16 protein-coding genes are annotated in these 20,959 nt (G+C 74.2%); 6 read left to right on the top strand and 10 right to left on the bottom strand.

Annotated elements, in window-relative coordinates; translation table 11 throughout:
* Genes ABT245_RS12900 through ABT245_RS12890 form a run of 3 tightly spaced genes read right to left on the bottom strand, consistent with a single transcriptional unit; the run spans position 1 to position 3,659 of the window.
* Positions 1–396 (bottom strand): DUF742 domain-containing protein, encoded by a 396-nt coding sequence (locus tag ABT245_RS12900; protein WP_351732477.1) that lies wholly within the window; start codon positions 394–396, stop codon positions 1–3.
* A 9-nt stretch (positions 397–405) separates the two neighbouring features.
* Positions 406–840, bottom strand: a complete 435-nt coding sequence (locus tag ABT245_RS12895; protein ID WP_351732475.1) for a roadblock/LC7 domain-containing protein — start codon at positions 838–840, stop codon at positions 406–408.
* Entirely contained in the window at positions 837–3,659 is a 2,823-nt protein-coding gene (locus ABT245_RS12890; protein WP_351732473.1) for a nitrate- and nitrite sensing domain-containing protein, read from the bottom strand. The genes ABT245_RS12895 and ABT245_RS12890 overlap by 4 nt, the downstream gene beginning before the upstream one ends.
* Before the next feature lie 420 nt (positions 3,660–4,079).
* Here ABT245_RS12890 and ABT245_RS12885 point away from each other — a divergent pair, with 420 nt between their 5' ends.
* Positions 4,080–4,613 carry a hypothetical protein gene (locus ABT245_RS12885; RefSeq protein WP_351732529.1) on the top strand — a complete coding sequence of 178 codons (534 nt, stop codon included), beginning with the start codon at positions 4,080–4,082 and terminating at the stop codon, positions 4,611–4,613.
* A gap of 68 nt (positions 4,614–4,681) precedes the next feature.
* On the opposite strand, the gene ABT245_RS12880 is transcribed toward ABT245_RS12885, so the two are convergent.
* The 4 genes from ABT245_RS12880 to ABT245_RS12865 all read right to left on the bottom strand — a co-directional run bounded on the left by ABT245_RS12880 (position 4,682) and on the right by ABT245_RS12865 (position 13,010).
* Positions 4,682–9,373, bottom strand: coding sequence for a hypothetical protein (locus tag ABT245_RS12880; protein ID WP_351732471.1), 4,692 nt, complete (start codon positions 9,371–9,373; stop codon positions 4,682–4,684).
* Between the two features lie 100 nt (positions 9,374–9,473).
* Positions 9,474–10,352, bottom strand: a complete 879-nt coding sequence (locus ABT245_RS12875) for a hypothetical protein (RefSeq protein ID WP_351732469.1) — start codon at positions 10,350–10,352, stop codon at positions 9,474–9,476.
* Between the two features lie 52 nt (positions 10,353–10,404).
* Positions 10,405–11,931 (bottom strand): hypothetical protein, encoded by a 1,527-nt coding sequence (locus tag ABT245_RS12870; RefSeq protein ID WP_351732466.1) that lies wholly within the window; start codon positions 11,929–11,931, stop codon positions 10,405–10,407.
* A 371-nt stretch (positions 11,932–12,302) separates the two neighbouring features.
* Positions 12,303–13,010, bottom strand: a complete 708-nt coding sequence (locus ABT245_RS12865) for a GntR family transcriptional regulator (RefSeq protein WP_351732463.1) — start codon at positions 13,008–13,010, stop codon at positions 12,303–12,305.
* A gap of 142 nt (positions 13,011–13,152) precedes the next feature.
* Between ABT245_RS12865 and ABT245_RS12860 the strand changes: the two genes are divergently transcribed.
* The 5 genes from ABT245_RS12860 (at position 13,153) to ABT245_RS12840 (ending at position 17,633) form a co-directional block, all read left to right on the top strand.
* The gene (locus tag ABT245_RS12860) at positions 13,153–14,472 is read left to right on the top strand and encodes an MFS transporter (RefSeq protein ID WP_351732461.1); all 1,320 of its coding nucleotides are present in this window, start codon (positions 13,153–13,155) and stop codon (positions 14,470–14,472) included.
* Positions 14,469–15,296 (top strand): putative hydro-lyase, encoded by an 828-nt coding sequence (locus ABT245_RS12855; protein ID WP_351732458.1) that lies wholly within the window; start codon positions 14,469–14,471, stop codon positions 15,294–15,296. The genes ABT245_RS12860 and ABT245_RS12855 overlap by 4 nt, the downstream gene beginning before the upstream one ends.
* 98 nt (positions 15,297–15,394) lie before the next feature.
* A complete protein-coding gene (locus tag ABT245_RS12850; protein WP_351732455.1) occupies positions 15,395–16,153 on the top strand; it encodes a LamB/YcsF family protein in 759 nt (252 codons plus the stop codon).
* The gene (locus ABT245_RS12845; RefSeq protein WP_351732452.1) at positions 16,150–16,767 is read left to right on the top strand and encodes a 5-oxoprolinase subunit B family protein; all 618 of its coding nucleotides are present in this window, start codon (positions 16,150–16,152) and stop codon (positions 16,765–16,767) included. The genes ABT245_RS12850 and ABT245_RS12845 overlap by 4 nt, the downstream gene beginning before the upstream one ends.
* On the top strand, positions 16,764–17,633 hold the full coding sequence (locus ABT245_RS12840) for a 5-oxoprolinase subunit C family protein (protein WP_351732450.1): 870 nt from the start codon (positions 16,764–16,766) through the stop codon (positions 17,631–17,633). The genes ABT245_RS12845 and ABT245_RS12840 overlap by 4 nt, the downstream gene beginning before the upstream one ends.
* A gap of 4 nt (positions 17,634–17,637) precedes the next feature.
* On the opposite strand, the gene ABT245_RS12835 is transcribed toward ABT245_RS12840, so the two are convergent.
* From ABT245_RS12835 to ABT245_RS12825, 3 genes are read right to left on the bottom strand one after another with little or no spacing between them, the layout of a single operon-like run.
* Positions 17,638–18,495, bottom strand: coding sequence for an SGNH/GDSL hydrolase family protein (locus ABT245_RS12835; RefSeq protein WP_351732447.1), 858 nt, complete (start codon positions 18,493–18,495; stop codon positions 17,638–17,640).
* The gene (locus ABT245_RS12830) at positions 18,492–19,835 is read right to left on the bottom strand and encodes a glycosyltransferase (protein ID WP_351732445.1); all 1,344 of its coding nucleotides are present in this window, start codon (positions 19,833–19,835) and stop codon (positions 18,492–18,494) included. Before ABT245_RS12830 ends, ABT245_RS12835 begins: the two co-directional genes overlap by 4 nt.
* The gene (locus ABT245_RS12825; RefSeq protein WP_351732442.1) at positions 19,832–20,959 is read right to left on the bottom strand and encodes a glycosyltransferase family 4 protein; all 1,128 of its coding nucleotides are present in this window, start codon (positions 20,957–20,959) and stop codon (positions 19,832–19,834) included. The genes ABT245_RS12830 and ABT245_RS12825 overlap by 4 nt, the downstream gene beginning before the upstream one ends.

Raw genomic sequence — 20,959 nt, 5'->3', positions numbered from 1 at the left:
TCACAGCGCCCGCAGGCCGTTGATCACGTCGCGCAGAATACTCTCGTCGGGCAGTTCCGCAGGCGGTACGGGACGTGTCACGTGGACGAGTTCCGCGGCCACGAGGTCGCCGACGAGAACCCGCACGACGCCGATGGGCAGGTCGAGTTCCGCGGCGAGTTCGGCGACCGACTGAGGGGTGTGCCGGCAGAGTTGGACGATGTCCACGTGCTCCGGGGACAGCGTCTGGTCCGCTTCCGGGTCGCCCGCGTGGGGTTCCGTGACGACCACCGCGATCAGGTCGAGGCGGTGCTGGCCGGCCGTGGTGGTGCGGCCGCGCGTCATGGCGTACGGGCGGACGACCGGTCCGGCCTCGTCGTCGAACCAGTGACTTCTTCCCTGACCGTCTCCGCTCATGTCATCCCACTACCCGCCCGAGGTCAGATCGGTACGCGGGGCGGTGCCCAGATGCACGCCGACCCGCTTGACGAGGAGCGTCATCTCGTAGGCGACCTGGCCGACGTCGGAGTCGGCGTCGGAGAGGACGGCCAGGCAGCTGCCGTCGCCGGCCGCCGTCACGAAGAGGAATGCCTCGTCGAGTTCGACGACCGTCTGGCGGACGCTGCCCGCCTCGAAGTGCCGGCCCACGCCCTTGGCGAGGCTGTGGAACCCGGACGCGACGGCGGCCAGGTGCTCGCTGTCCTCCCTGGTCAGATCCTTCGATACGCCCGTGGCCAGTCCGTCGCCGGAGAGCACGACGGCCTTGCGGATGCTGGCGACCCGGTCGACGAGGTCGTCGAGGAGCCAGTTGAGCGCGCCCTTGTCCGGTGCGGTGTGGCCGGTCGCCTTTGGTGCGGTCATCGACCGTCCCCCTTTGTCGTTCCTTGTGCTGTGCCGTTCCGGGCTCCGTCGCCCGTGGCGTTCTCCTCCCGGCCGCGCTGCCAGCCGCGCTGGAGCGAGGCCATCCGGCTGCGCACCTCTTCGGCGTCGCGTTCGACGGGTTCCCTCTCGCGCCCGGACGGTCCCGCGGGACCCTGCTTGAGCTGCGGGGCGAGACTGGCCTGCCGTACGCGCTTCGGCAGCGGTCCGGTGCCGGACCGGGTCTCCTGCGATGTGCCGCCGGTCGGCGGGGCGGTGCCGCCCTCGCCGTCGCGGGAGCGGTTCTCCGGGCCACTGGTGCGCCGGGGGAGCTGTGGGGCCGCTGAGGGCTTTTCCGGGCCGTCGGCCGGGGATTGCGCGCGTGGGTCGAAACGGGCCACGGATCCGGTGCCGGGCCGCGGGGCCGTCTCGTCCCGGTGTCGGGAGGGCAGCGGCGCCAGACGGGGTTCGGCGCCGGGCGGGTCGGCCGGGGACGGCTCGTCGTCCTCACTCCGGCGGGAGCGCTGCTCCTTGATCGGTCGGCCGTGCGAGCTGACCAGCTTGGGCGTCCGCCGGCGGGGCAGCGGCACCAGGGCGTCCGGAGAGTCGTCGGCCCCCGCCCGTTCCGCCGTGCCGGAGGACGGCCGGTGATCCGCGGCGGTGCGGCCCGCGGCCTCCTCGTCGGCACGGGCGAGGGAGCGGCGGGCGCGGAAGAGTCCGCCGCGTTCACTGTGCTCGTCGGTGAGGGCGCCCGGGAGGGCGTCCAGGTCGATGGGCGCCTCCAGTTCCACCGGGCCGTCCAGGACCGGCGCGGGCGGGCCCGGCAGGTGCACCGGAACCTGGGCGAGGGCGGCCCGCCGCTCCTCCCCATCGGCCTTCGGCCCGGTCCGGTCCCGGTCGAGACGGAAGCCGATGCCGTTGGTGTCGGGGACATCGTCGGTCAGCAGCACATCGGGGATGAAGACCACCGCGGTGGTGCCGCCGTAGGGGGACGGCTGCAGGGATACGCGGACGTTCTGGCGCTGGGCGAGGCGGCTGACCACGAACAGGCCGAGCCGGTCCGTGTCGGAGAGTTCGAACTCCGGTGTCTCGGCGAGTCGGAGGTTGGCCTCCAGCAGTGCTTCGGCCGCCATGCCGAGGCCCCGGTCGTGGATCTCCAGGGTGAAGCCGTTGGCGACCCGCTCGCCGAGGACCTGGACCGCCGTGTGCGGTGGGGAGAACACGGTGGCGTTCTCCAGCAGCTCGGCCACCAGGTGGGTGAGGTCGGCGACGGCCGGCCCGGTGACGGCGACACGCGGCAGCCTGCGGACCTCGATCCGCTCGTAGTCCTCGACCTCGGCGACGGCGGCGCGGACGACGTCCATCAGCTGGACGGGTTTGCGCCACTGGCGCGAGGGGGCGGCGCCGGAGAGGATCACCAGGCCCTCTGCGTGCCGGCGCATGCGGGTGGTGAGGTGGTCGAGGCGGAACAGGTCGGCGAGTTCGTCGGTGTCCTCGGTCCTGCGCTCCATGCTGTCGAGCAGGGTGAGCTGCTTGTGCAGCAGCACCTGGCTGCGCCGGGCGAGGTTGACGAAGACCTCGGAGACCCCGGCGCGCAGTTCGGCCTGCTTGACGGCGGCTTCGACGGCGGCGCGCTGGAGGGTGTTGAGCGCCTGGCCGACCTCGCCGATCTCGTTCCTGTCGTACTCCAGGCGCGGGGCCTCGGTCTCCACGTCGATCTTCTCACCCGCGGACAGGCGGCGCATCACACTGGGCAGCCGGACGCCGGACGCCTCGTGCGCCTCCAGGCGCAGTTGCCGCAGATCGCGGATGAGTCCGCGGCCCAGCCGCACGGACAGGACGAGGGAGGCGAGCAACGCGACCAGTCCGAGCAGCCCGGCGACGGCCGCCTGGATGATCACGCTCACCGCGACGGGGCGGGTGCGGTCCTGATAGCGGTCGCCGACCTCGTCGTCGAGGGTGCCCAGTTCTTCGAGCACGGTGCCCGCGGCGGCGTCCCAGCGCTTGGCGCTGACCTCGTTCGCGGTGCCCGCCCCGGAGTCGATGACCGCCTCCTCGGCCACCCGCACGGGCGCGGTGGTGGCGCTCCTCCAGAACCGGTCGTAGCGGTCGCGTTCGGCCGCCGGCAGCAGCGGCAGGCTGATGTCGTACAGGAGGGTGCGCTGGGCGACGAGGTCGGAGATGTCGCGGGTCTCGTCCCGGGAGAGCCTGCCGACCACCAGGGCGGATCCGAGCAGGGCGTCCTCGCGGGAGAGGAGTTCGCGGGCACGGTTGACGTTGATGAGGGCGCGGGCCTGAGTGTCCATCTCCACGTCGTCGACGCCGTCGAGGCTCGCCAGCAGCGAGTAGCAGGGGTCGACGACGCGGTTGTAGAGGTCGAGGGCCTGATGGCGGGTGACCGTGCCGTCCTCGACGCTGCGGCGCAGGGAGTTGACGCCGTCGAACGCGTCCAGGACCACGGTGAGGCGTTCGTCGTCGCCCGCGCTCATGCTGTCGCGGACGTCGGAGGTCTCGGCGTTCTTCCGGGTCTCGGCGATGGCCTCGTCGGTGGCGGTCCGGGTCCGGCGCAGGTCGCCGAGGGCGTCGGAGGCGCGCGGGTCGGCGAGGTAGACGAGGGTCTGGCGGCGTTCCTGCTGCAGGGCGCGGACGGTGTCCTCGGTGGGGTACTCGATCTTCTCCACCACGTGCGACACATTGAAGACCCGGACCACCTCCCGCCCCGTGAGCACGGTCGCAAAGCCCCAGATGGCGGCCAGGGACACCAGCGGCACGAGAAGCAGCGCCACGATCTTCCGGCGGATCGACTTCCCGCGAAAACGCATGGCCTCCCCCAGCTCGGTCCCCCTGCGGACGGGGGTGCACAGGTGCGTCAACAAACGGCGCGAGCCTACTACCGTCGCAGGGTCAACTCGAAGGCGTGTCCGGAGCCTGAACTTCACCTTCACTTCTGGGACATGGCGAGTTGTCCGGGCATTACGGGAGATTGCCGCCTGGGCTCCGGCGTCCGGGGTTCGGAGGTCCGGTCCGGCGCGCGGGGTCGGTTGGCCGAAATTCTTCGTGGGTCGGGAATCTTCCTGACGCGTCGTTCGTCCTTCTCTATGGGATATGGGGGCGGAATCGGCCACTGGAGCCGCATCCACCATCCTGGCGGCGTAAAACAGTGCAAGCCGGGCAACCACAGGGGAGCCGGTGTCTCGGGGCGCCGGAGCAGGGGTCTGCCGGCGGTGGGGAGTGACATGTTGATGGGCACGGCGGAGCGGCGCGAGGCGCCCGAGGACGACGTGGCGGGGCGCGGGACGGCGCGGCTGCTCCCGGAGGCGACGGGTGGTGGCGTTCCGTCGCAGGAGTGGGCCGCCGAGGCTGCGGAGGCGCGAAGTCAGCCGGTGTACCGGCCGTTGTGGGTCGAGGAACCCGCACGCAGACGCCGGATGCCCGATCCGGTGCGTACGGCGGCGGTGCGGGCGGTGATCATCATCGCGGTGACGTTGATGCAGGCGATGGTGGCCTTTCTGTGCACGCTGGCAGGGTCCTGGCTGGCCTTGCCGATGGTCATCAGCAGTGTGGTCAGCACGGTGGTGGCCACCTGGGGCGTGCTCGACGTCTGGGTGACGCGCCAGGTCTGGAACCAGCGCAATGGCGTGGTGTCGGTGCCGAGCAGCACGGCGCGGTCGCTGCGTCGGGAGCGGCGCACCGCCCGGCGGCAGGCGAAGGCCGCCGCGCGGGAACGGGAGCGGATACGCAGGCGGGGCGGCACCGGCCAGCTGTCGCACTCCTGACGCCGGGGCGGCGCACTACGGGCCGTCGCCGCCCGCCGACGGCCCGTGGTGTGCCGCCGCTGTCCCGGTCAGGGCGTGCTGGGCGCCGGGCGTTTGAACATGCGGGTCGCCGTGATCTCGCTGTGCACCGTTTCCCCGGCCGGGGCCTGCTGCGGAAGTCCCGGCCGCAGGTGTTCCTCCACGCTGATGTACTTCAGCCCGGCTCGCAGGTCGGCATCGTTGCGCAGGCGGATGACCAGGGGGAACTCGGCCAGTGCCGTCGTGTCGAACAGGCCGGTGGTGTAGAGGAGTTGCACGCCGAGCGCGTCGGAGACGGCGCGTTGCAGCTCCAGCAGATAGGTGGCGTTGGCGCGGCCGATGGGGTTGTCGAGGAACAGGGTGCCGGCGTGCCGGTGCCTGTCCCGTCCGCGGTCGTTCGACCGCAGGGCGGCCATCGTGCAGTACAGGGCGATCGCGGCGGTGAGCAGTTGGCCGCCGGAGAACACGTCGCCCATCTGTCCGACGGGGACGCGTTCGGCGCGCAGGACGGCGTCCGGCTTGAGGATCTCGACGGCCACGCCCTTGGGCCGCAGCGCGGCGGCGACCCCGCGGAGCAGCAGGGACATGCCGTCGCGCCGCAGGTCGGAGTTCTTCTTCAGGGCGGCGCGGGTCGCCTCGTCGATCACCTCGCCGAGCCGTTCGGTGAGCGTGGCCTGGTCGGGTTCCTCGAAGCGGATGCGCAGGAACTCCTGCCCCGACCACTCGCCGAGCCCTTCGGGCAGCCGGGAAAGCCGCTGGGCGGAGCGCAGGGTGGCGAGCGCCGACTCGACGAGTCCGCGCAGCCGGTCCACGATGGAGTCGCGGTTGCGTTCGAGCTGCGCCAACTCGTCGGTGAGGACCCGTAGTCGGGGGGCGAAGGCGTCGGCCCACTTCTGGGCGTGCTCGGGCAGCGCGGCGGCGGGCAGCTCGCGGATCTGCTGCCGGGCGGGCGTGCGCACCTGCTCATAGCGGGTCGAGTTGGCGTGCCGGACCAGGACGTCGCCGGCTTCGCGCACGGCGGCCTCGGCGGCGGACAGGTCGGCGGCGCAGCCGCGCAGCGAGCGCCGGGCCTCCGCTGCGGACCGTCTGGCCTCCTCCAGGTTGCCGGGGTACGGCTCGGGTTCCTCCTGCTCCTCGTCGGCCGCGTGCTCGCGCAGCAGGTCGCGGAGCATGGCCGCGACCTCCTCGAAGCCGCCGGCCGCGTCCTCGGCCGCGCGGTGGGCCGCGAGGAGTTCGGCGTGTGTGTCTCGTGCCTGGGCCAACGCTTCGGTGCGGGAGGCGAGTTCGGTCGTGGCGGTGCGCAGCAGGGCCTGGGCGTGCTCGGCGTCGCGCGGGAGGAGTTCCTCGGGCAGTTCGGTGTGCGCGCCGCCGTCCTCGGGGGCATGGCGTTCGGCCTCGCCGCGCAGCCGGCCCAGTTGCTCGCTCGCGGTGGACATGCGGGTCTCCAGGAGCTGGACCAGCTCCTCGGCGCGTGCGGCGGCGGCCTGCCGGGAGGGGCCGTCGGAGCCGTCGGGCGACTGGAGCAGTTGTTCGGCCCGGGTGCGGACCTTGTTGCTGAGCCGGTCAAGTTCGGCGCGGGCCGCGCTCTCGTCGCTCTCCGCGCGGGCCTGCTCGGCGCGCAGATCGGCCCCGACGCCCACCTTCTCGTACACCTGGGAGGCGGCGCGGTAGGCCTCGCGGAGGGCGGGCAGCGACGCCTTCGAGGCGTCGCCGTCGCCCTCGGCTGCGGGCACGTCGTCGGGTGCGCCCGCGATCTCGGAGCGCTCGGCGCGCAGCGCGCGGGCGGTGCGGCGGGCGTCGTCGGCGGCGCGCTGGGCGGCGCGGCGGTCCTCGTCGGCGGCGCGGGCGCGCTCCAGGCAGACCTGGGCGCGAGCCTCCGACTCGGCGGCCTCGTCGGCGAGTTCGCGCAGCTTGGCCTGCCAGCCGGAGCGCTCGCGCAGCCGGAAGGCGAGCCCGGCGAGCGCGTCGGCGGCGCGCCGGGCCTTCTGTGCGGCCTCCTGGCGTTCGTCGCGGGCCTGGGCGGCCTCGGCGGCGGCTTCGTCGGCCTCGGCGCCCGCGGTCCGGGCCTCGGCGAGTTCCGCCTCGGACTCCTCGGCGAACACGCGCGCGTCGCGGGCGGCTCGGGCGAGTTCGACGAGCCGTCCCGCCGGGCAGCCGGTGCGCCAGGAGGTGAGCCGCGCGGCCAGTTCGCGGTCCTTGGCGAGCCGTGCGGCGAGCGCGCGGATCTCCTCGTCCCGCTCGGCGGCCCGGGCGCGCAGCGCGTGCCGTTCCTCGTCGGCGGCGTACTCGTCGTGCATGGCCGGGTTCGGCGGTACCAGGAACACCTCGCCGTCGCTGGCGGCGGCGGGGGTCGGGGCGAGCAGGGCGGCGGCGGTGCCGACGGCCACGGCGGACCGCGGCAGCAGTGCGGCGTCCCCGAGGGTTTCGCGGGCACGGGTGTGGGTGTCCGGGTCGGTGATGATCACGCCGTCGACCAGTTCGGGGCGGGCGGCGAGCACCCGGGCGTGGTCGGCCGGGTCGACGGCCTGGGCGAGGTAGCGCCAGCCGGGCAACGCGGGGATGCCGTGTTCGCCGAGGAACTCGACGGTGGCGAGTACGTCGGGGCCGGGCGGCAGCAGTCCGCCGTCGCCGAGCGCCCCGAGGATGCGGGCGTCGTCGGCGGCGGCGGTGCGCAGCTCGAAGAGGTGCCGTTCGGCCAAGGAGACGGAGTCGTCGAGCAGGGCGCGCAGTTCGTCGGCGAAGCGGTCCAGGTCCTCGGGGGTGAGGGGGCCCTCGCCTGCGGGGCGGGCGCCGTCCGCGGCGGTCTCGGCGGGGGCGCCGGGTGCCGCGGCGGGGTCCTGGGTGGTGTCGCCGCCCGCGCGCGGTGCGGGCACGCCGGTCCGGGTGCCGCCCCGGGTGCCCGGCAGGCCGAGCAGTTCGCCCAGTCGCTCCTCGGCGGCAAGGGCCTCGGCGATGCGGCGTTCGGCTTGGTGGACGCGCTCGGCCGCGGTCGCCGCGTCCGCGGCTCGGGCGGCGGTCAGCTCGGCGCGGGACTCGGTGGACGCGGCTTCGCGCGCGTGGTCGGCCGCCGTGCGCGCCGCGTCGCGGGCCGTGTCCCAGGCGGCCACGGCGGTCTTCTCGGCGTCGCTGGCCGCGAGGGCGGCGCGGGCCGGGTCCGCGTCGGGGGCGCTGTCGTCGAGCCAGCCCGCGCGCACCGCCTCGGTGGTCTCCTGTTCGACCTCGGTCAGGCGCTGCCTGAGGTGTCCGATCTCGCTGCGGGCGCGCTGTGCCTCGGTGGCGGCGGCGGTCGAGTCCCGGTGGGCCGCCTCGCCTGCCTCCTGGAGGGCGGCCGCGCGCTCCTCTCCCTCGTTGGCGAGGGTTTCGGCGTTCTCGGCGGCCGCGTGCAGGGCCCGTACGAGGTCCACGGCGGCCTTGGCGCGGGCCGCCAGGGCCGGGGCGGCGTCCCGTTCGGCTTCCTGGATCGCGGTGGCCACGCGTGCGACGCGGTCGGCGGCGGCGCGGTGGCGCAGCACGGCCTCGGCCGCCTGCCAGGCGGAGTACAGGGTGCGCGCGTCGGCCAGTTCGCGTTTCTGCGCGGCGGCCGACTTCTCGCCGGCGGCGAGCGCCAGCGAGGCGTGCCGGTAGGCGAGTTCGGCGGCGATGAGCGCGCTGCGCTCGCGCGCGGCCTCGGAGTGGGTGACGGTGTGCGCGGCGGCCGTGACCCGCTGGGCGAGGTCGGCGGCCCGCACCCGTTCCACGGCGCCTCGCGCGGACAGCCGCCGGGCGAGGGTGCGGGTGCGGCGTTCGGCGCCGGCGTGGATGTCACGCGCGCGTGCGCGGGCTTCGGCGGCCTCGACGATCCGGCCGAGCAGGTCGACCGACCCGGCGGTGAAGTCTCGTTCGGCGATCAGTTCGGCGCGCCGGCCCAGCTTGTTGCCGAAGCCGCCGACCAGGTCGGCGAGGCCGTCGGTGTCCCGGGTGTCGGTGACCGCGCGCAGCAGCAGGTCGGTGAAGTCGGAGTCCTTCTTGACCGCGAACAGGCCGGCCGCTTCGCCCTCGTCGGCGTTCATCTCCCGCTGGTAACGGAAGAGTTCGGGGTCGAGGCCGAGGTCGCCCAGGTGCTCGGTCCAGCGTTCGTGGGTCTCCTCCCAGTGCACTTCCAGGTGCGGATACGCCTTTCCCGCCTCGGTGATGGCGTCCCGGAAGCCCTTCATGGTGCGGCGGCGGCCCTGGGCGCCGGACTGGCCCTCGGCGGGCGGGCGCACGGCCGTGGACTCGGCCACGGGGAGGTTGTCGAGGCTGAGTCCGGGGCCCGGCCGGAAGGAGTACCAGGCCTCGGCGAACTTGCGCGGGTCGTTGGAGACCTGCCGTCCGCGCCATTCGCTGACCTTGCCGACGACGACGCATTCGCCGGTCTGCACATGCTGCCACTCCAGGGCCACATGGCCGCAGTCGTCGGCGAGCAGGAACTTGCGCAGCACACCGGAGCTGGCGCCGCCGAGGGTGTTGCGGTGGCCCGGCAGCATCACCGAGAAGATCAGCTTGAGCAGGACGGACTTGCCGCCGCCGTTCTCCAGGAAGAGCACGCCCGCCGGCGCGGGGCGGCGCGGCGGTCCGACGGGCTCCTCCTCGAAGAACTCCGCCTGCGTGGGGGCGGGGTCGGGCACCGGCTCGCCCACGCCCCGCAGGTCGAGCACGGTGTCGGCGTAGCGCGCACCGGCAGGACCGATGGAGTAGAGGCGGACCCGGGACAGCTCGTACATGGCGGACTCTCGTGGAAGGTCTTCGAAGGGGCAGGGCTACGGAACGGAGGGGCAGGGCTACGGAGGGGTGGGGCTACGGTCAGGTGCGGCGGCCGGGCCGTCAGGAGTGGAACGGCAGCCCGGCGTCGGCCACCAGGTCCAGGTCGTCGGTGTCCTCGGCGGGCAGCAGGCTGGCCGTGCCGTCGGTGACTGGGACGACGCCGAGTTCGAGCAGTTCGGCCATGGCGGCGGCGCCTGCCATGTCGCGGACCTGGAGCTGGTAGCGCGCCGTGGTGCGGTAGGTGCCGCCGTTGTCGTCGCCGGTTCTCTGCAGGAATCCGGAATCGGTGAGGAAGGCGACCGCCTTGCCGACGATGCCGGTGGTGGAACCGGCCAACCGGCGAGCGTCCTTGGTGGCGCCGGTGGCGCTGCGCCGCACCCAGATCCGCCAGGCGGCCTCCAGGCCGGGCGCGTCGGTGGCCGGGTCGGTGTTCTCACCCTGCTCCGCGGCGCGTTCTTCGAGACGCCGGCAGGCCTGTCGTACGAACGCGTCGACGCCGTTGACGGAGACCCGACCGATGTAGCCGTCGTCGGCCAGGTCCTCCGGGCGGGGGAAGGCCAGGGCGGCGATCGCGAGATGGGCGAGGCCGTGCAGGAACCGGTCCTGGGAGTCGGCGGCGGTGCGGCGGGCGTAGTCGCCCATACGGACGGCGAAGACGGAGTCCTCGGCAGCGGTCACCGCCATGCCCGCGCGCGGGGACACCTCCAGCACGACCAGGCCGAGCCCGGCGGCCACGGCGTCCGCGAGCCGCGCGAACACCGGGTCCTCGCGGTGGCGGCGCAGCAGTTCGGTGTACTCCTGGTCGCGGGCGGGCTGCAGTTTGGGCTGTAGCCCGAAGGCGACGAGCCGGGCGGCGTCGGCGGCGTCGGCGGGGGTGACGGCGGAGCCCGCGGGCGTGGCGGCGGGCTCGGGCTCGCTGCGGTCGGCCTGCTCGGTCACGGTCGGGGCTCCTTGCTGCACTGGCCTGGTCGGGTGGGGCGGTCGGGTCGGGTCATGCCGCCTCGGTCCGGTCGGCCGCCATGCCCGCCGAGTCCAGCAGAGCGGTGCCGACGATCAGATCGGCGCCGCCGAACTCGGGGTCGTCCAGTTCCGTACCGTCGTCCACGGCGAACAGCAGTTTCTCCTCGCCCTGGCGGTAGGCGGTGCCGACCGGGGGGCTGGCCGCGTGCACGGCCATCAGTGCCACCAGGTACGGCAGTTCGGAATCCCGGCGGCGCGCCTCGGCGAGCAGCCCGGACAGCCGGCGCGGTGCGTCCGCCGGCAGGTCGAGCAGTTCCGTGGCCGCGGCCAGCTGCTCGTCGCTGAACCGGCTGTCGTCCGGTGTGGCGATCAGATCGGGCTCGGGCATCTCGGCGCCCAGGTGCTCCCGCTCCACCGGTGGGGTGAGCAGGAGGTCGACCAGGTCACCGACCCGTACCGACACCGGTGTGCGCAGCCCGGTGCCGCGCGCGAAGAAGGCGTCCGTGACCCTGACCGCCCGCTGGACGGGCAGTGGGAGGACGGGGGCGACGAGGTGGCCGTACAGGTCCGTGCCGGACGTGGTCATGGGGGTGGCGAAGGCCTGCCGGTCCTGTTCGGCGCGGAACAGCGGACCCGCCTCCAGCAGCCGGGACTGGAGCTGCGTATGGCGCCGGATGCAGTCCTTGACGATGTCGACCAGTTCGGCGGCGCGGCGCTTGTGCCCGGGGTCCTCGGACTCGTCGCGTGCCTTGCGGATGTTGGTGAGGATGGCGTTCTCGTGGCGATAGCGGTCGGCGACGTGGTCCAGGGCCTCGGCGATCATGTCGGGTACGGCGTTGAGCCAGTCCACCGCGCGGACGTTGCGCCGGGTGGCCTCCAGGGCCCTGCGCAGCGTTTCCGAGTACTGCACGGTCCGGTAGCGCGCCTGCTCCGCGGCGAGTTGGGCGTCGGCCAGGCGGCCGCGGTTGATCAGCACCTCCAGCTTGACCTCGGCGGCGATCTGGGCGCTGGTGACGTCGGTGTCGAGGGCGCCGACCAGGACGTTGACGGCCTCGTCGGTGGTGCGGAGGTAGACGGTGCCGCCGGGACCGGGGACCTCCTCGATGAGTTTGAAGTCGTAGTCGCGGCGTACGTAGGTGCCGTCCGGCGCGAACGTGCCGTAGACGGCGCGGAAGCCGCGGTCGACGCTGCCGACGTTGATCAGGTTCTCCAGGACCCAGCGGGCCACGCGCTCGTGCTCGGCCACCGGGCGGCGCGGGGCCTGGGCGGCGATGCGCGGGATGAGCCGGGCGACGATCTGTTCGTGGGCGGCGCCCGTGTCGAAGTCCATGGTGAGCGTGACCAGGTCGATGGCGGCCAGGGCCACCTCCGCCATGCCGTACACCGAGTACTCGCCGGCGAGGTTGGCCTTGCGCGCGTCCAGGTCGTGCAGCGGCGCGGTGCAGGCGAGCGCGCGCAGCCGCCGCGCCAGCCCCTCGTCGGCGGCCGGGCCCGGGGCGGGGCGCGGCCCCGCGCTGAGCTGCGGCGGCACGCTGTCCGTGGATGCAGGCGAAGTCACGGTGCACAGACTAGGTCCTCCGTCTGACAACGACCCAAACGACGCAGAAGCGGCGGCCGTCACAGCGGCGCGAGACGGCCTCGCCCCGATGGCCCCCGCCCCGCCCGGCGCCGTGTCCGCTCCCGGCGGCCCCCGCTCCGCCCGCCCGCCTCAGCCGACACCCCGGCCGCCCGCCACAGCCCCGCTCCGGCTGTCAACAACAGCCCGCACCCCGGACGCTGGGCGCAGCCGCACCCCGGACACCCACCACAGCCCCCACTCCAGCCGCCCACCACAGCCCGCCCCCCGGCCCCCAACCACAGCCCCCACCCCGGACACCCGCCACAGCCGGCGCTCGGCCGCTCGGCGTTGCCCGCGCCCGGGCGCCCGCTTCAGTCCAGGCCCTGGCCGTTCTCGCCGACCCGGCGCCGGTAGACCTCGACGACCCGTTCCAGCGAGTCCGCCAGATAGGTGCTGAGCAGCCGCTCGGCCTCGCCCCGGTCGCCGGCCTGAAGCCCTTGCAGGATCTGGCGGTTGCGGGCGAGATAGGGCTTGTGCAGCCGACGCGGGTCGTCGACGACATGGAAGGCGAGGCGCAGTTCGGCGAAGACGCTGCGCATCAACTCGTCGGTGCGTTCGCTGCCGGCGAGGGCGACCAGTTCCCGGTGGAAGTGGATGTTGGCCGTACCCACCGCTTTCCAGTCATTCTCGACGGCCGCCACCTGACCCTCGGTCACCGCGGACGCCAGTGCGTGGAGCGCGTAGGGAGGTTCGCCGAGGCCGCGGACGACGGCGCACTCGACGAGGGTGCGGGTGCGGTAGATGTCCTCGACGTCCTCCACGGCGAGGACCCGGACGAAGACGCCCCGGTTCAGCTCGTGGACGAGCAGGCGTTCGTGCGTGAGCAGCCGGAACGCCTCGCGCAGGGTGTTGCGGGAGACGCCGAGCGCCCCGCCGATGCTGTCCTCCGACAGCCGGGTGCCGGGCGGGAAGTAGCCGTCGGCGATACGGCTTCTGAGGATGTCCGAAACGCGTTCGGCGGTGCTGGTGCGCCCCAGGAGCGCGCGGTCGCCGGCCAGTCCCGTCAGCTGCTCTGCCATGCCCGGAATTCAAACGTAGAGACAAGGACGAAACAACACGGGTATTGAAGGATCGTTGAACGATCCTCTACGGTGTTCCGCACGGCACGGTCCCGGCACGGCTCAGTTCCCGCACCCTCCGTCCCTCATCTGCGAGGTGCCCATGAGCTCGCCCCCTCCACCGCAGGCCCTGTCCGCCGGCGCACGGTCCGGCACGGGTGAAGACACCGCCGACGACGGCCCGTTGGACCGGCTGTACGGCCTCGGTCCGCACGGCAGGCGTGCGTTCGCCGGCGCTTTCGGCGGATATGCCCTGGACTCCTATGACTACTTCACGCTGCCGCTGAGCATGGTCGCGCTGGCGGCGTACTTCGGTCTGGACAGCGGCCAGACCGGTCTGTTCACCACCGTCACCCTGGTGGTCTCCGCGATCGGCGGCGCCGCCGCGGGCGTGCTCGCGGACCGGGTCGGCCGGGTCCGGGCCCTGATGATCACGGTGAGCACCTTTGCGGTCTTCACCGTGGCCTGCGGTTTCGCGCCCACCTACGAGACGCTGCTGGTGTTCCGCGCCCTCCAGGGTCTCGGTTTCGGCGGCGAGTGGGCGGTCGGCGCGATCCTGGTCGCCGAGTACGCGAGCGCGAAGCACCGGGGCCGCACCCTCGGCGCGATCCAGAGTTCGTGGGCGGTCGGCTGGGCACTGGCCGCGATCGTCTACACCCTGGTCTTCTCGTTCCTCGGCGACGACCTGGCCTGGCGGGTGATGTTCTGGACCGGCGCGCTGCCCGCGCTCCTCGTGGTGTGGCTGCGCCGCCGGGTGCAGGACGCCCCGAAGGCGACGGCCATCCGCGAACGCAGCCCGCGGCGCGGCTCGTTCACGGCCATCTTCCGGCCCGGCGCGGCCTCGGCACCGGGTCTGCTGCGCACCACACTCTTCGCCGGACTGCTGTCCACCGGTGTCCAGGGCGGCTACTACACGCTGGCGACCTGGGTGCCGACTTGTCTGAAGACGGACCGCGGCCTGTCGGTGGTCGGCACCGGCGGCTATCTGACCTTCCTGATCTCCGGTGCCTTCCTCGGCTATCTGACCGGCGGCCACCTCACCGACCGGCTGGGCCGGCGCCGCAACATCTGGCTCTTCGCGCTGCTTTCGGCGCTGTGCGGCCTGGCGTACGCGAACATCCCGAGCGGCGCCGACGGCCTGCTCCTGGTGCTGGGCTTCCCGCTCGGCTTCTGCATGTCGGCGATCTTCAGCGGCTTCGGCTCCTACCTCAGCGAGCTGTATCCGACGGCGGTGCGCGGCACAGGACAGGGATTCACGTACAACACCGGCCGCGCGGTGGGCGCCGTCTTCCCGACCCTGGTGGGCTTCCTGGCCGGCAGCTGGGGCGTGGGCGGCGCGCTCGTCTTCGGTGCGATCGGATACGGCATGGCGGCGCTGGCGCTCCTCGGACTGCCGGAGACCCGCGGGAAGGAACTGGCATGACCGGCACGCCTCGTACCGATGACCGCCCCCTGACCCTGGTCGACGGGCACGCGCACGCGTGGCGTCCGGCGAGCGCGCGGGCCCGCTTCCGGGAGGGCCTGTCCGGTCCCACCGCCGGCGTCGCCGCGGGCCACACACAGGCCAACCTGATCTCGGTGCCCGCCGACTGGGCCTACGACATGCTGCTGTTCTGCCAGCGCAACCCCAAGCCCTGTCCGGTGCTCGACGTCACGGACGCCGGTTCCTGGCGCACGGTGCTCGCGGACGGCGCCGACCTGCGCACGGATCTGCCGCGCTACCGGGTGTGGCACGACGGCCGGCCGGTGGACGAGCCGACGGACGTGCGCGCCCACTGGCACGAGGACCTGGTGTCGTTCCTGATCGGTTGCAGCTTCACCTTCGAGTGGGCGCCGGCCGGGGCTGGCGTCCCGATCCGCCACGTGGAGCAGGGCCGCAACGTGCCGATGTACGTGACCACCCGTCAGTGCCGGGCGGCCGGGCGGGTGCGCGGCCCGATAGTGGTGTCCCTGCGTCCGGTACCGCCGCATCACCTGGCGGCGGCCATCCGGGAGAGCAGTCTGCTGCCGGCGGTGCACGGCGGCCCGGTGCACTGCGGCGACCCGGCCGTGCTCGGCATCGACGACCTGGACCACCCCGACTTCGGGGACCCCGTGGACCGTGCACCGGACGACATCCCGGTCTGGGCCTGCGGGGTGACCCCGCAGGCGGCGGTGATGGCCTCACGGCCGCCGTTCGCCATCACACACGCGCCGGGCCAGATGTTCCTCACCGACGCCCGCGACGAGCAGTACCGCGTCCTGTGAAACGAGCCATACCGCGATACCGCGCCCGTAGGACGAGCCGTACCCCGTGGTCCGGAACCGGCCGGACCACGGAACCCGAAGGGAGACACGGAAGACCCATGACCTCGATCGATCTGAACGCCGACCTCGGCGAGGGCTTCGGCCGCTGGCGGCTGACCGACGACGAGCGGCTGCTCGCCGTGGTCACCAGCGCCAACGTCGCCTGCGGTTTCCACGCCGGGGACGCGGCCACCATGCGGCGGGTGTGCCACCTGGCGGCCGAGCACGGGGTGACGGTCGGCGCCCAGGTTTCCTACCGGGACCTGGCGGGGTTCGGGCGGCGCGCGATGGACGTGCCGCCCGCCGAACTGGCCGCCGAAGTGGCGTACCAGATAGGCGCCCTGGAGGTGTTCGCGCGGGCGGCGGGCGCGCGCGTGGGGTACGTCAAGCCGCACGGGGCGCTCTACAACCGTGTGGTGCGCGACGAGGAACAGGCCGCGGCGGTGGTCGAGGGGGTGCTCCTCGCCGACGCCGCGCTTCCCGTGCTGGGGCTGCCGGGCTCGCGGCTGCTGGAACGGGCCGGCGCGTGCGGACTGCCCACCGTCACCGAGGCGTTCGCGGACCGTGCGTACACCGACGAGGGCACGCTGGTGCCGCGCGGGCAGGACGGCGCCGTGGTCACCGACCCGGAGGCGGTCGTGGCGCGCTCCCTGGAGCTGGCCCGCGACGGCGCGGTGACCGCCCGCTCCGGCGCGCGCGTCACGGTGCGCGCCCGCTCGCTGTGCCTGCACGGGGACACCCCCGGGGCGGTGGAGCTGGCCCGCCGGGTGCGCGAGCGGCTGACGGTGTCGGGGATCCGGGTGGAGGCCTTCGCGTGAGGGCGCTGGCCGTCGGTGACCGCGCCCTGCTCGTGGAGGTCGCCTCGGGCGAGGAGGCGCGGGCGCTGCACGCGGAACTGCTGCGCCGCCGCGCGGAGGGCTCCCTGGTCGTCGACGAGATCGTCCCGGCGGCCCGTACCGTGCTCCTCGACGGGCTGGCCGACCCGTCCAGCTGGGCCCATGAGCTGACCTCGGCCGAGGTGCCGCCCGCCCCCGCACACGCGCGTACCGTCGTGACCCTCCCGGTGCGCTACGACGGCCCGGACCTGGCCGCGGTCGCCGCCCACTGGGGCGTTGCCGAGCGAGAGGTGGCCCGTATCCACGCGGCGACCGAATTCTCCGTCGCCTTCTGCGGGTTCGCCCCCGGCTTCGGCTATCTCACCGGCCTGCCCGCCCGCTACGACATGCCGCGCCGGGACACCCCGCGCACCGCCGTGCCGGCCGGGTCCGTGGCGCTGGCCGGCCCCTACACCGGTGTGTACCCGCGGTCGTCACCGGGCGGCTGGCAGCTGATCGGCACGACGGACGCGGTGCTGTGGGACCACGCGCGCGTGCCGGCCGCCCTGCTCACTCCGGGCGCGCGCGTCCGCTTCGTACCGGTGGCCACGGCATGACGGACCGTGCGCTCCTGGTGGTACGTGCGGGGGCCCTGACCACCGTGCAGGACCGGGGGCGGCCGGGGCACGCCCATCTCGGCGTGCCCCGCTCGGGTGCGTTGGACGGGCCCGCGGCGGCGCTCGTCAACCGGCTGGTCGGCAATCCGCCGGGCGCCGCGGTCCTGGAGACGACGCTCAACGGCTGTGCCGTGCGACCCCGTTCGACGGTCGTCATGGCCGTCGGGGGCGCGCCGAGCCCCGTCCTGGTGGGCGGGCGGCCGGTCGCCTGGGGCGCGCCGGTGGTGGTGCCTGCCGGGCAGGTGCTGGAGGTGGGGACGGCCGTCCTCGGGGTGCGCGCCTATGTGGCCGTGTCCGGCGGCATCGGCGTGGAGCCGGTTCTCGGCAGCCGGTCCACGGATCTGCTGTCCGGGCTGGGTCCCGCGCCGCTCGCGGACGGTGTGGTGCTGCCCCTGGGCGACCCACCGGGTCCGCACGCGCGCGTGGACGTCGCCCCGCAGCCGCGCCCGCCGGCCGAGCTGGTGCTGCGCGTGACGCCGGGCCCGCGCGACGACTGGTTCACGCCGCGGGCCGTGCGCGACTTCACGTCACGCGTGTACCGGGTCTCGTCCGCGAGCAACCGGATCGGGCTGCGTACGCAGGGGCCCGCCCTGGAACGCGCGCGTGCCGGTGAACTGCCCAGCGAGGGCATGGTCCTGGGGGCGGTGCAGGTGCCGCCTGACGGGCGTCCGGTGGTCTTCCTCGCGGACCACCCGACCACCGGCGGCTACCCGGTGATCGCGGTGGTCCGCGCCGCCGACCTGCCGGCCGCCGCGCAGGCGGTGCCCGGTACCCCGGTCCGTTTCGTGGCCGTGCGGCGCCGCTGAGCCCTCACGCGGCGTCCGCGGTATCCGTCCGCTCCGCCACCGACAGGGCCGCGAGGGCCGCCGACACGGCGGCCGTGGCCCGCAGATCGAGTCGGGCGCTGGTGCCCCGCGCGCGGTGCCGCATCTCGTCGGCGGCCAGCCTGAGCAGTTGCGGCAGCAGGTCGGTGCAGCGCCTGGCCACCCAGCCGGTGCCGGCGGTCGCCAGCCACCACAGGCTCGCCGACCTGGTCGGCGCGGGGAACTCCGGCTCGGGCGAGGGCGCGGTGCCGGTCGCGCTGCCCGCCGCGGCGAGCAGCGCGTGGAAGCGCAGCGCGAGCTGGCGGTGGCCCCGCTCGCCGGGGTGCAGCCGGTCCGCGCTCCACATGGCCCGGTCGGTGAGCCATGCGCCCTCGGCCGCGTGCAGGTGGACGGCGCCGTACCGCTCGGACAGCGCGTGGACCACCGTGTTGACCGCGCGCTGGCGCCGGGCCAGCGGGCGGGCCAGCACGCCCGGCAGCCCCAGCATCGCGCCGGGGTCGGGCAGGCACGCGGTGAGCAGGACGGTGCCCTGCCGGGTGAACGCCGCGTAGACCTCGTCGAGCCGGGCGGCCACCGCGTGGATGTCGAAGGTGCAGCGCAGGGTGTCGTTGACGCCGATCACGACGGAGGCGATGTCCGGGCGCAGGTCGAGTGCGTCCGAAGTCTGGCGTTCCAGCACGTCGCGCGTCTGCGCCCCGCTGACCGCGAGGTTGGTGAACTCCACCGGCCCCTCGGCGATCCCGTCGGCCAGCAGTTCGGCCCAGCCGCGCCACCCGGCGCCGACGGGATCGCCCACGCCCTCGGTCAGTGAGTCCCCGAGCGCCACGAAACGGACGGGTCTCATGCCACGCCCTCCGGCACGACACGACGGGACGGCGCGGACACATCGCGCATGTCGGAGCGGGCGGCTCGGGGCGCTGCCGACGTCTGGTCCACGTCGGAACGGGACGGTACCGACGTATCGCCCTCGGTACGACGGGACGGTACCGACGCGTCGTCGCCGGTGCGACGGAACGCTCCCGTCATCACGTCGTCGTCCTCGTCCCGCCGGCAGAGCACCGGCGCGTCGTGCGCCGCCAGGAACGCCTCCACCGCGGTACCCCATCCGAAGCACTCCGCACGCGCGCGTGCGCAGTCCCGCCGCTCGGCCGTGGGGCGCACGAGAAGTGTCTCGACGGCGTCTGCGAACGCCTCTCCGTGGTCGGCCGCCGTCGCCCCTGCGGACCCGATGACCTCGGGCAGCGCGGACGACGCGCTCGCCACCACGGGCGTGCCGCACGCCATGGCCTCCAGCGCGGCGAGCCCGAACGTCTCGGCCGGGCCGGGCGCCAGGGCCACGTCGGCCGAGGCCTGCAGCGCGCCCAGCTCAGCGCGGTCGGAGACATGCCCGAGGAAGGTCACCGGCAGCCCGCGCTCCCGCGCCCGCTGCTCAAGCCGTGTCCGCAGCGGACCGTCCCCGGCCACCACGAGCACCGCCCGCCGCCCGCGCCGCAGCAGCGCCTCCAGCGCGTCCAGCGCCGTCCCCGGCCGCTTCTCCACGGACAGCCGGGAGCACATGACCAGCAGCGTCTCGTCCGCGCGCGCGTGGACGGCGCGCAGCCCGCCGTCGCGCAGCGCCGGGTGCCGGTCCGTCAGGTCCACGCCCAGCGGGGCCCGTACGACATTGCGCGCGCCGATGCGGACGAACTCACGCTCGGCGAACTCGGTGGTGCACACGACCCGCGAGTAGGTGTGCGCGGTACGGACGTTGAGGGCGTCGGCGGCCCGCCGGGACAGGCCCTGCGACAGGCCCCAGGTGCGCAGCACGCCGTCGGCGGTCTCGTGGGAGACCATGACGGCGGGGACGCGGGCCCGCCGGGCCCAGCGGCCGGTCCAGCGCAGCGTCGTGCGGTCCGAGACCTCCAGGCGGTCCGGGGCCAGCTCCTCCAGGAGGGCGGCGACCCGCCGCTTGTCGAGCAGCACCCGGTAGCCGCCGGTGCCCGGCAGCAGCGGGCCGGGCAGGGTGATGACCCGGCCCTGCTCGGTGTCCCGGTCGCTGTGGCGCTCGCCGGGCACGATCAGCACCGGCTCGTGGCCCGCCGCACAAAAGCCCTTGCCCAGCTCGCGCAGCGCGGTGCGCAGGCCGCCGGACGCGGGGGCGACGAAGTTGGCGAGCCTGACGATGCGCAGGGAGTCGGTGCTCATGCCGCCACCGCCGTCTTGCGGGCGGCGAGCATGTCCTCGTAGTGCGTGATCAGCCGGTCGCCGATCGCGGCCCAGGTGCGGCCCTCCACGGTGGCGCGCCCGGCGGCGCCGTACCCGGCCCGCAGCGCCGGGTCGACGGCCAGGGACCGCACGGCGTCCCGGAAGGCGTCCGCGTCGCGCGGCGGGACCAGCAGCCCGGTGTGCCCGTGGGCGACGAGGTCGAGCGGGCCGCCGGCGGCGGGCGCGACGACCGGCACGCCGCTGGCCATGGCCTCCTGGACGGTCTGGCAGAACGTCTCGAAGGGGCCGGTGTGCACGAAGACGTCCAGCGAGGCGAAGATCCGGGCCAGTTCCTCGCCGGTGCGCCGGCCCAGGAAGACCGCGCCCGGCAGGGCCTCGCTGAGGTGGGCGTGACTGGGCCCGTCGCCCACCACCACGACCCGCACGCCCTCCAGGCCGCAGGCACCGGCGAGCAGTTCGACCTGCTTCTCGGGGGCGAGCCGGCCGACGTAGCCGACGATCACCTCACCGTTCGGGGCGAGTTCCCGGCGCAGCGTCTCGTCGCGGTGGCCGGGGCGGAAGCGGTCGGTGTCCACGCCGCGCGGCCACAGCCGCACCCGGGGCACCCCGTGGGTCTCCAGGTCGTTCAGGGCGGCGCTGGACGGGGCGAGGGTGAGGTCGGCGGCGGAGTGGACGGAGCGGATGCGCCGCCAGGCCGCCGCCTCGCCCGCGCCCATGTAGGTACGGGCGTAACCGGCGAGGTCGGTCTGGTAGACGGCCACGGTGGGGATGCCGAGCCGGGCCGCGGCCGCCATGCCGCGGACGCCGAGGACGAAGGGGCTGGCCAGGTGCACGACGTCGGGGCGGTGTTCGACGAGGGCCGCGGCGAGGCGTCGGCTGGGGAGGGCGACGCGGACCTGGGGGTAGCCCGGGAGCGGTAGGGAGGGGACATGGACGACAGGGCACGGCGCAAAGGCGTCGGGCCTGTTTCCGGGAGCGGGAGCCGGAGCGACGACGAGGGGGGCGTGACCGCGATCGACGAGGTGCCGGGCGGTCTGGAGCGCGCAGTGGGCCACGCCGTTCACATCGGGGGGAAAGGATTCGGTCACGATGACGACACGCAT

Source organism: Streptomyces sp. NPDC001508, from assembly GCF_040298665.1.
GTDB lineage: Bacteria > Actinomycetota > Actinomycetes > Streptomycetales > Streptomycetaceae > Streptomyces.
The sequence above is the reverse complement of the archived record's forward strand: the minus strand, read 5'-3'. Positions and strand labels throughout refer to the sequence as shown.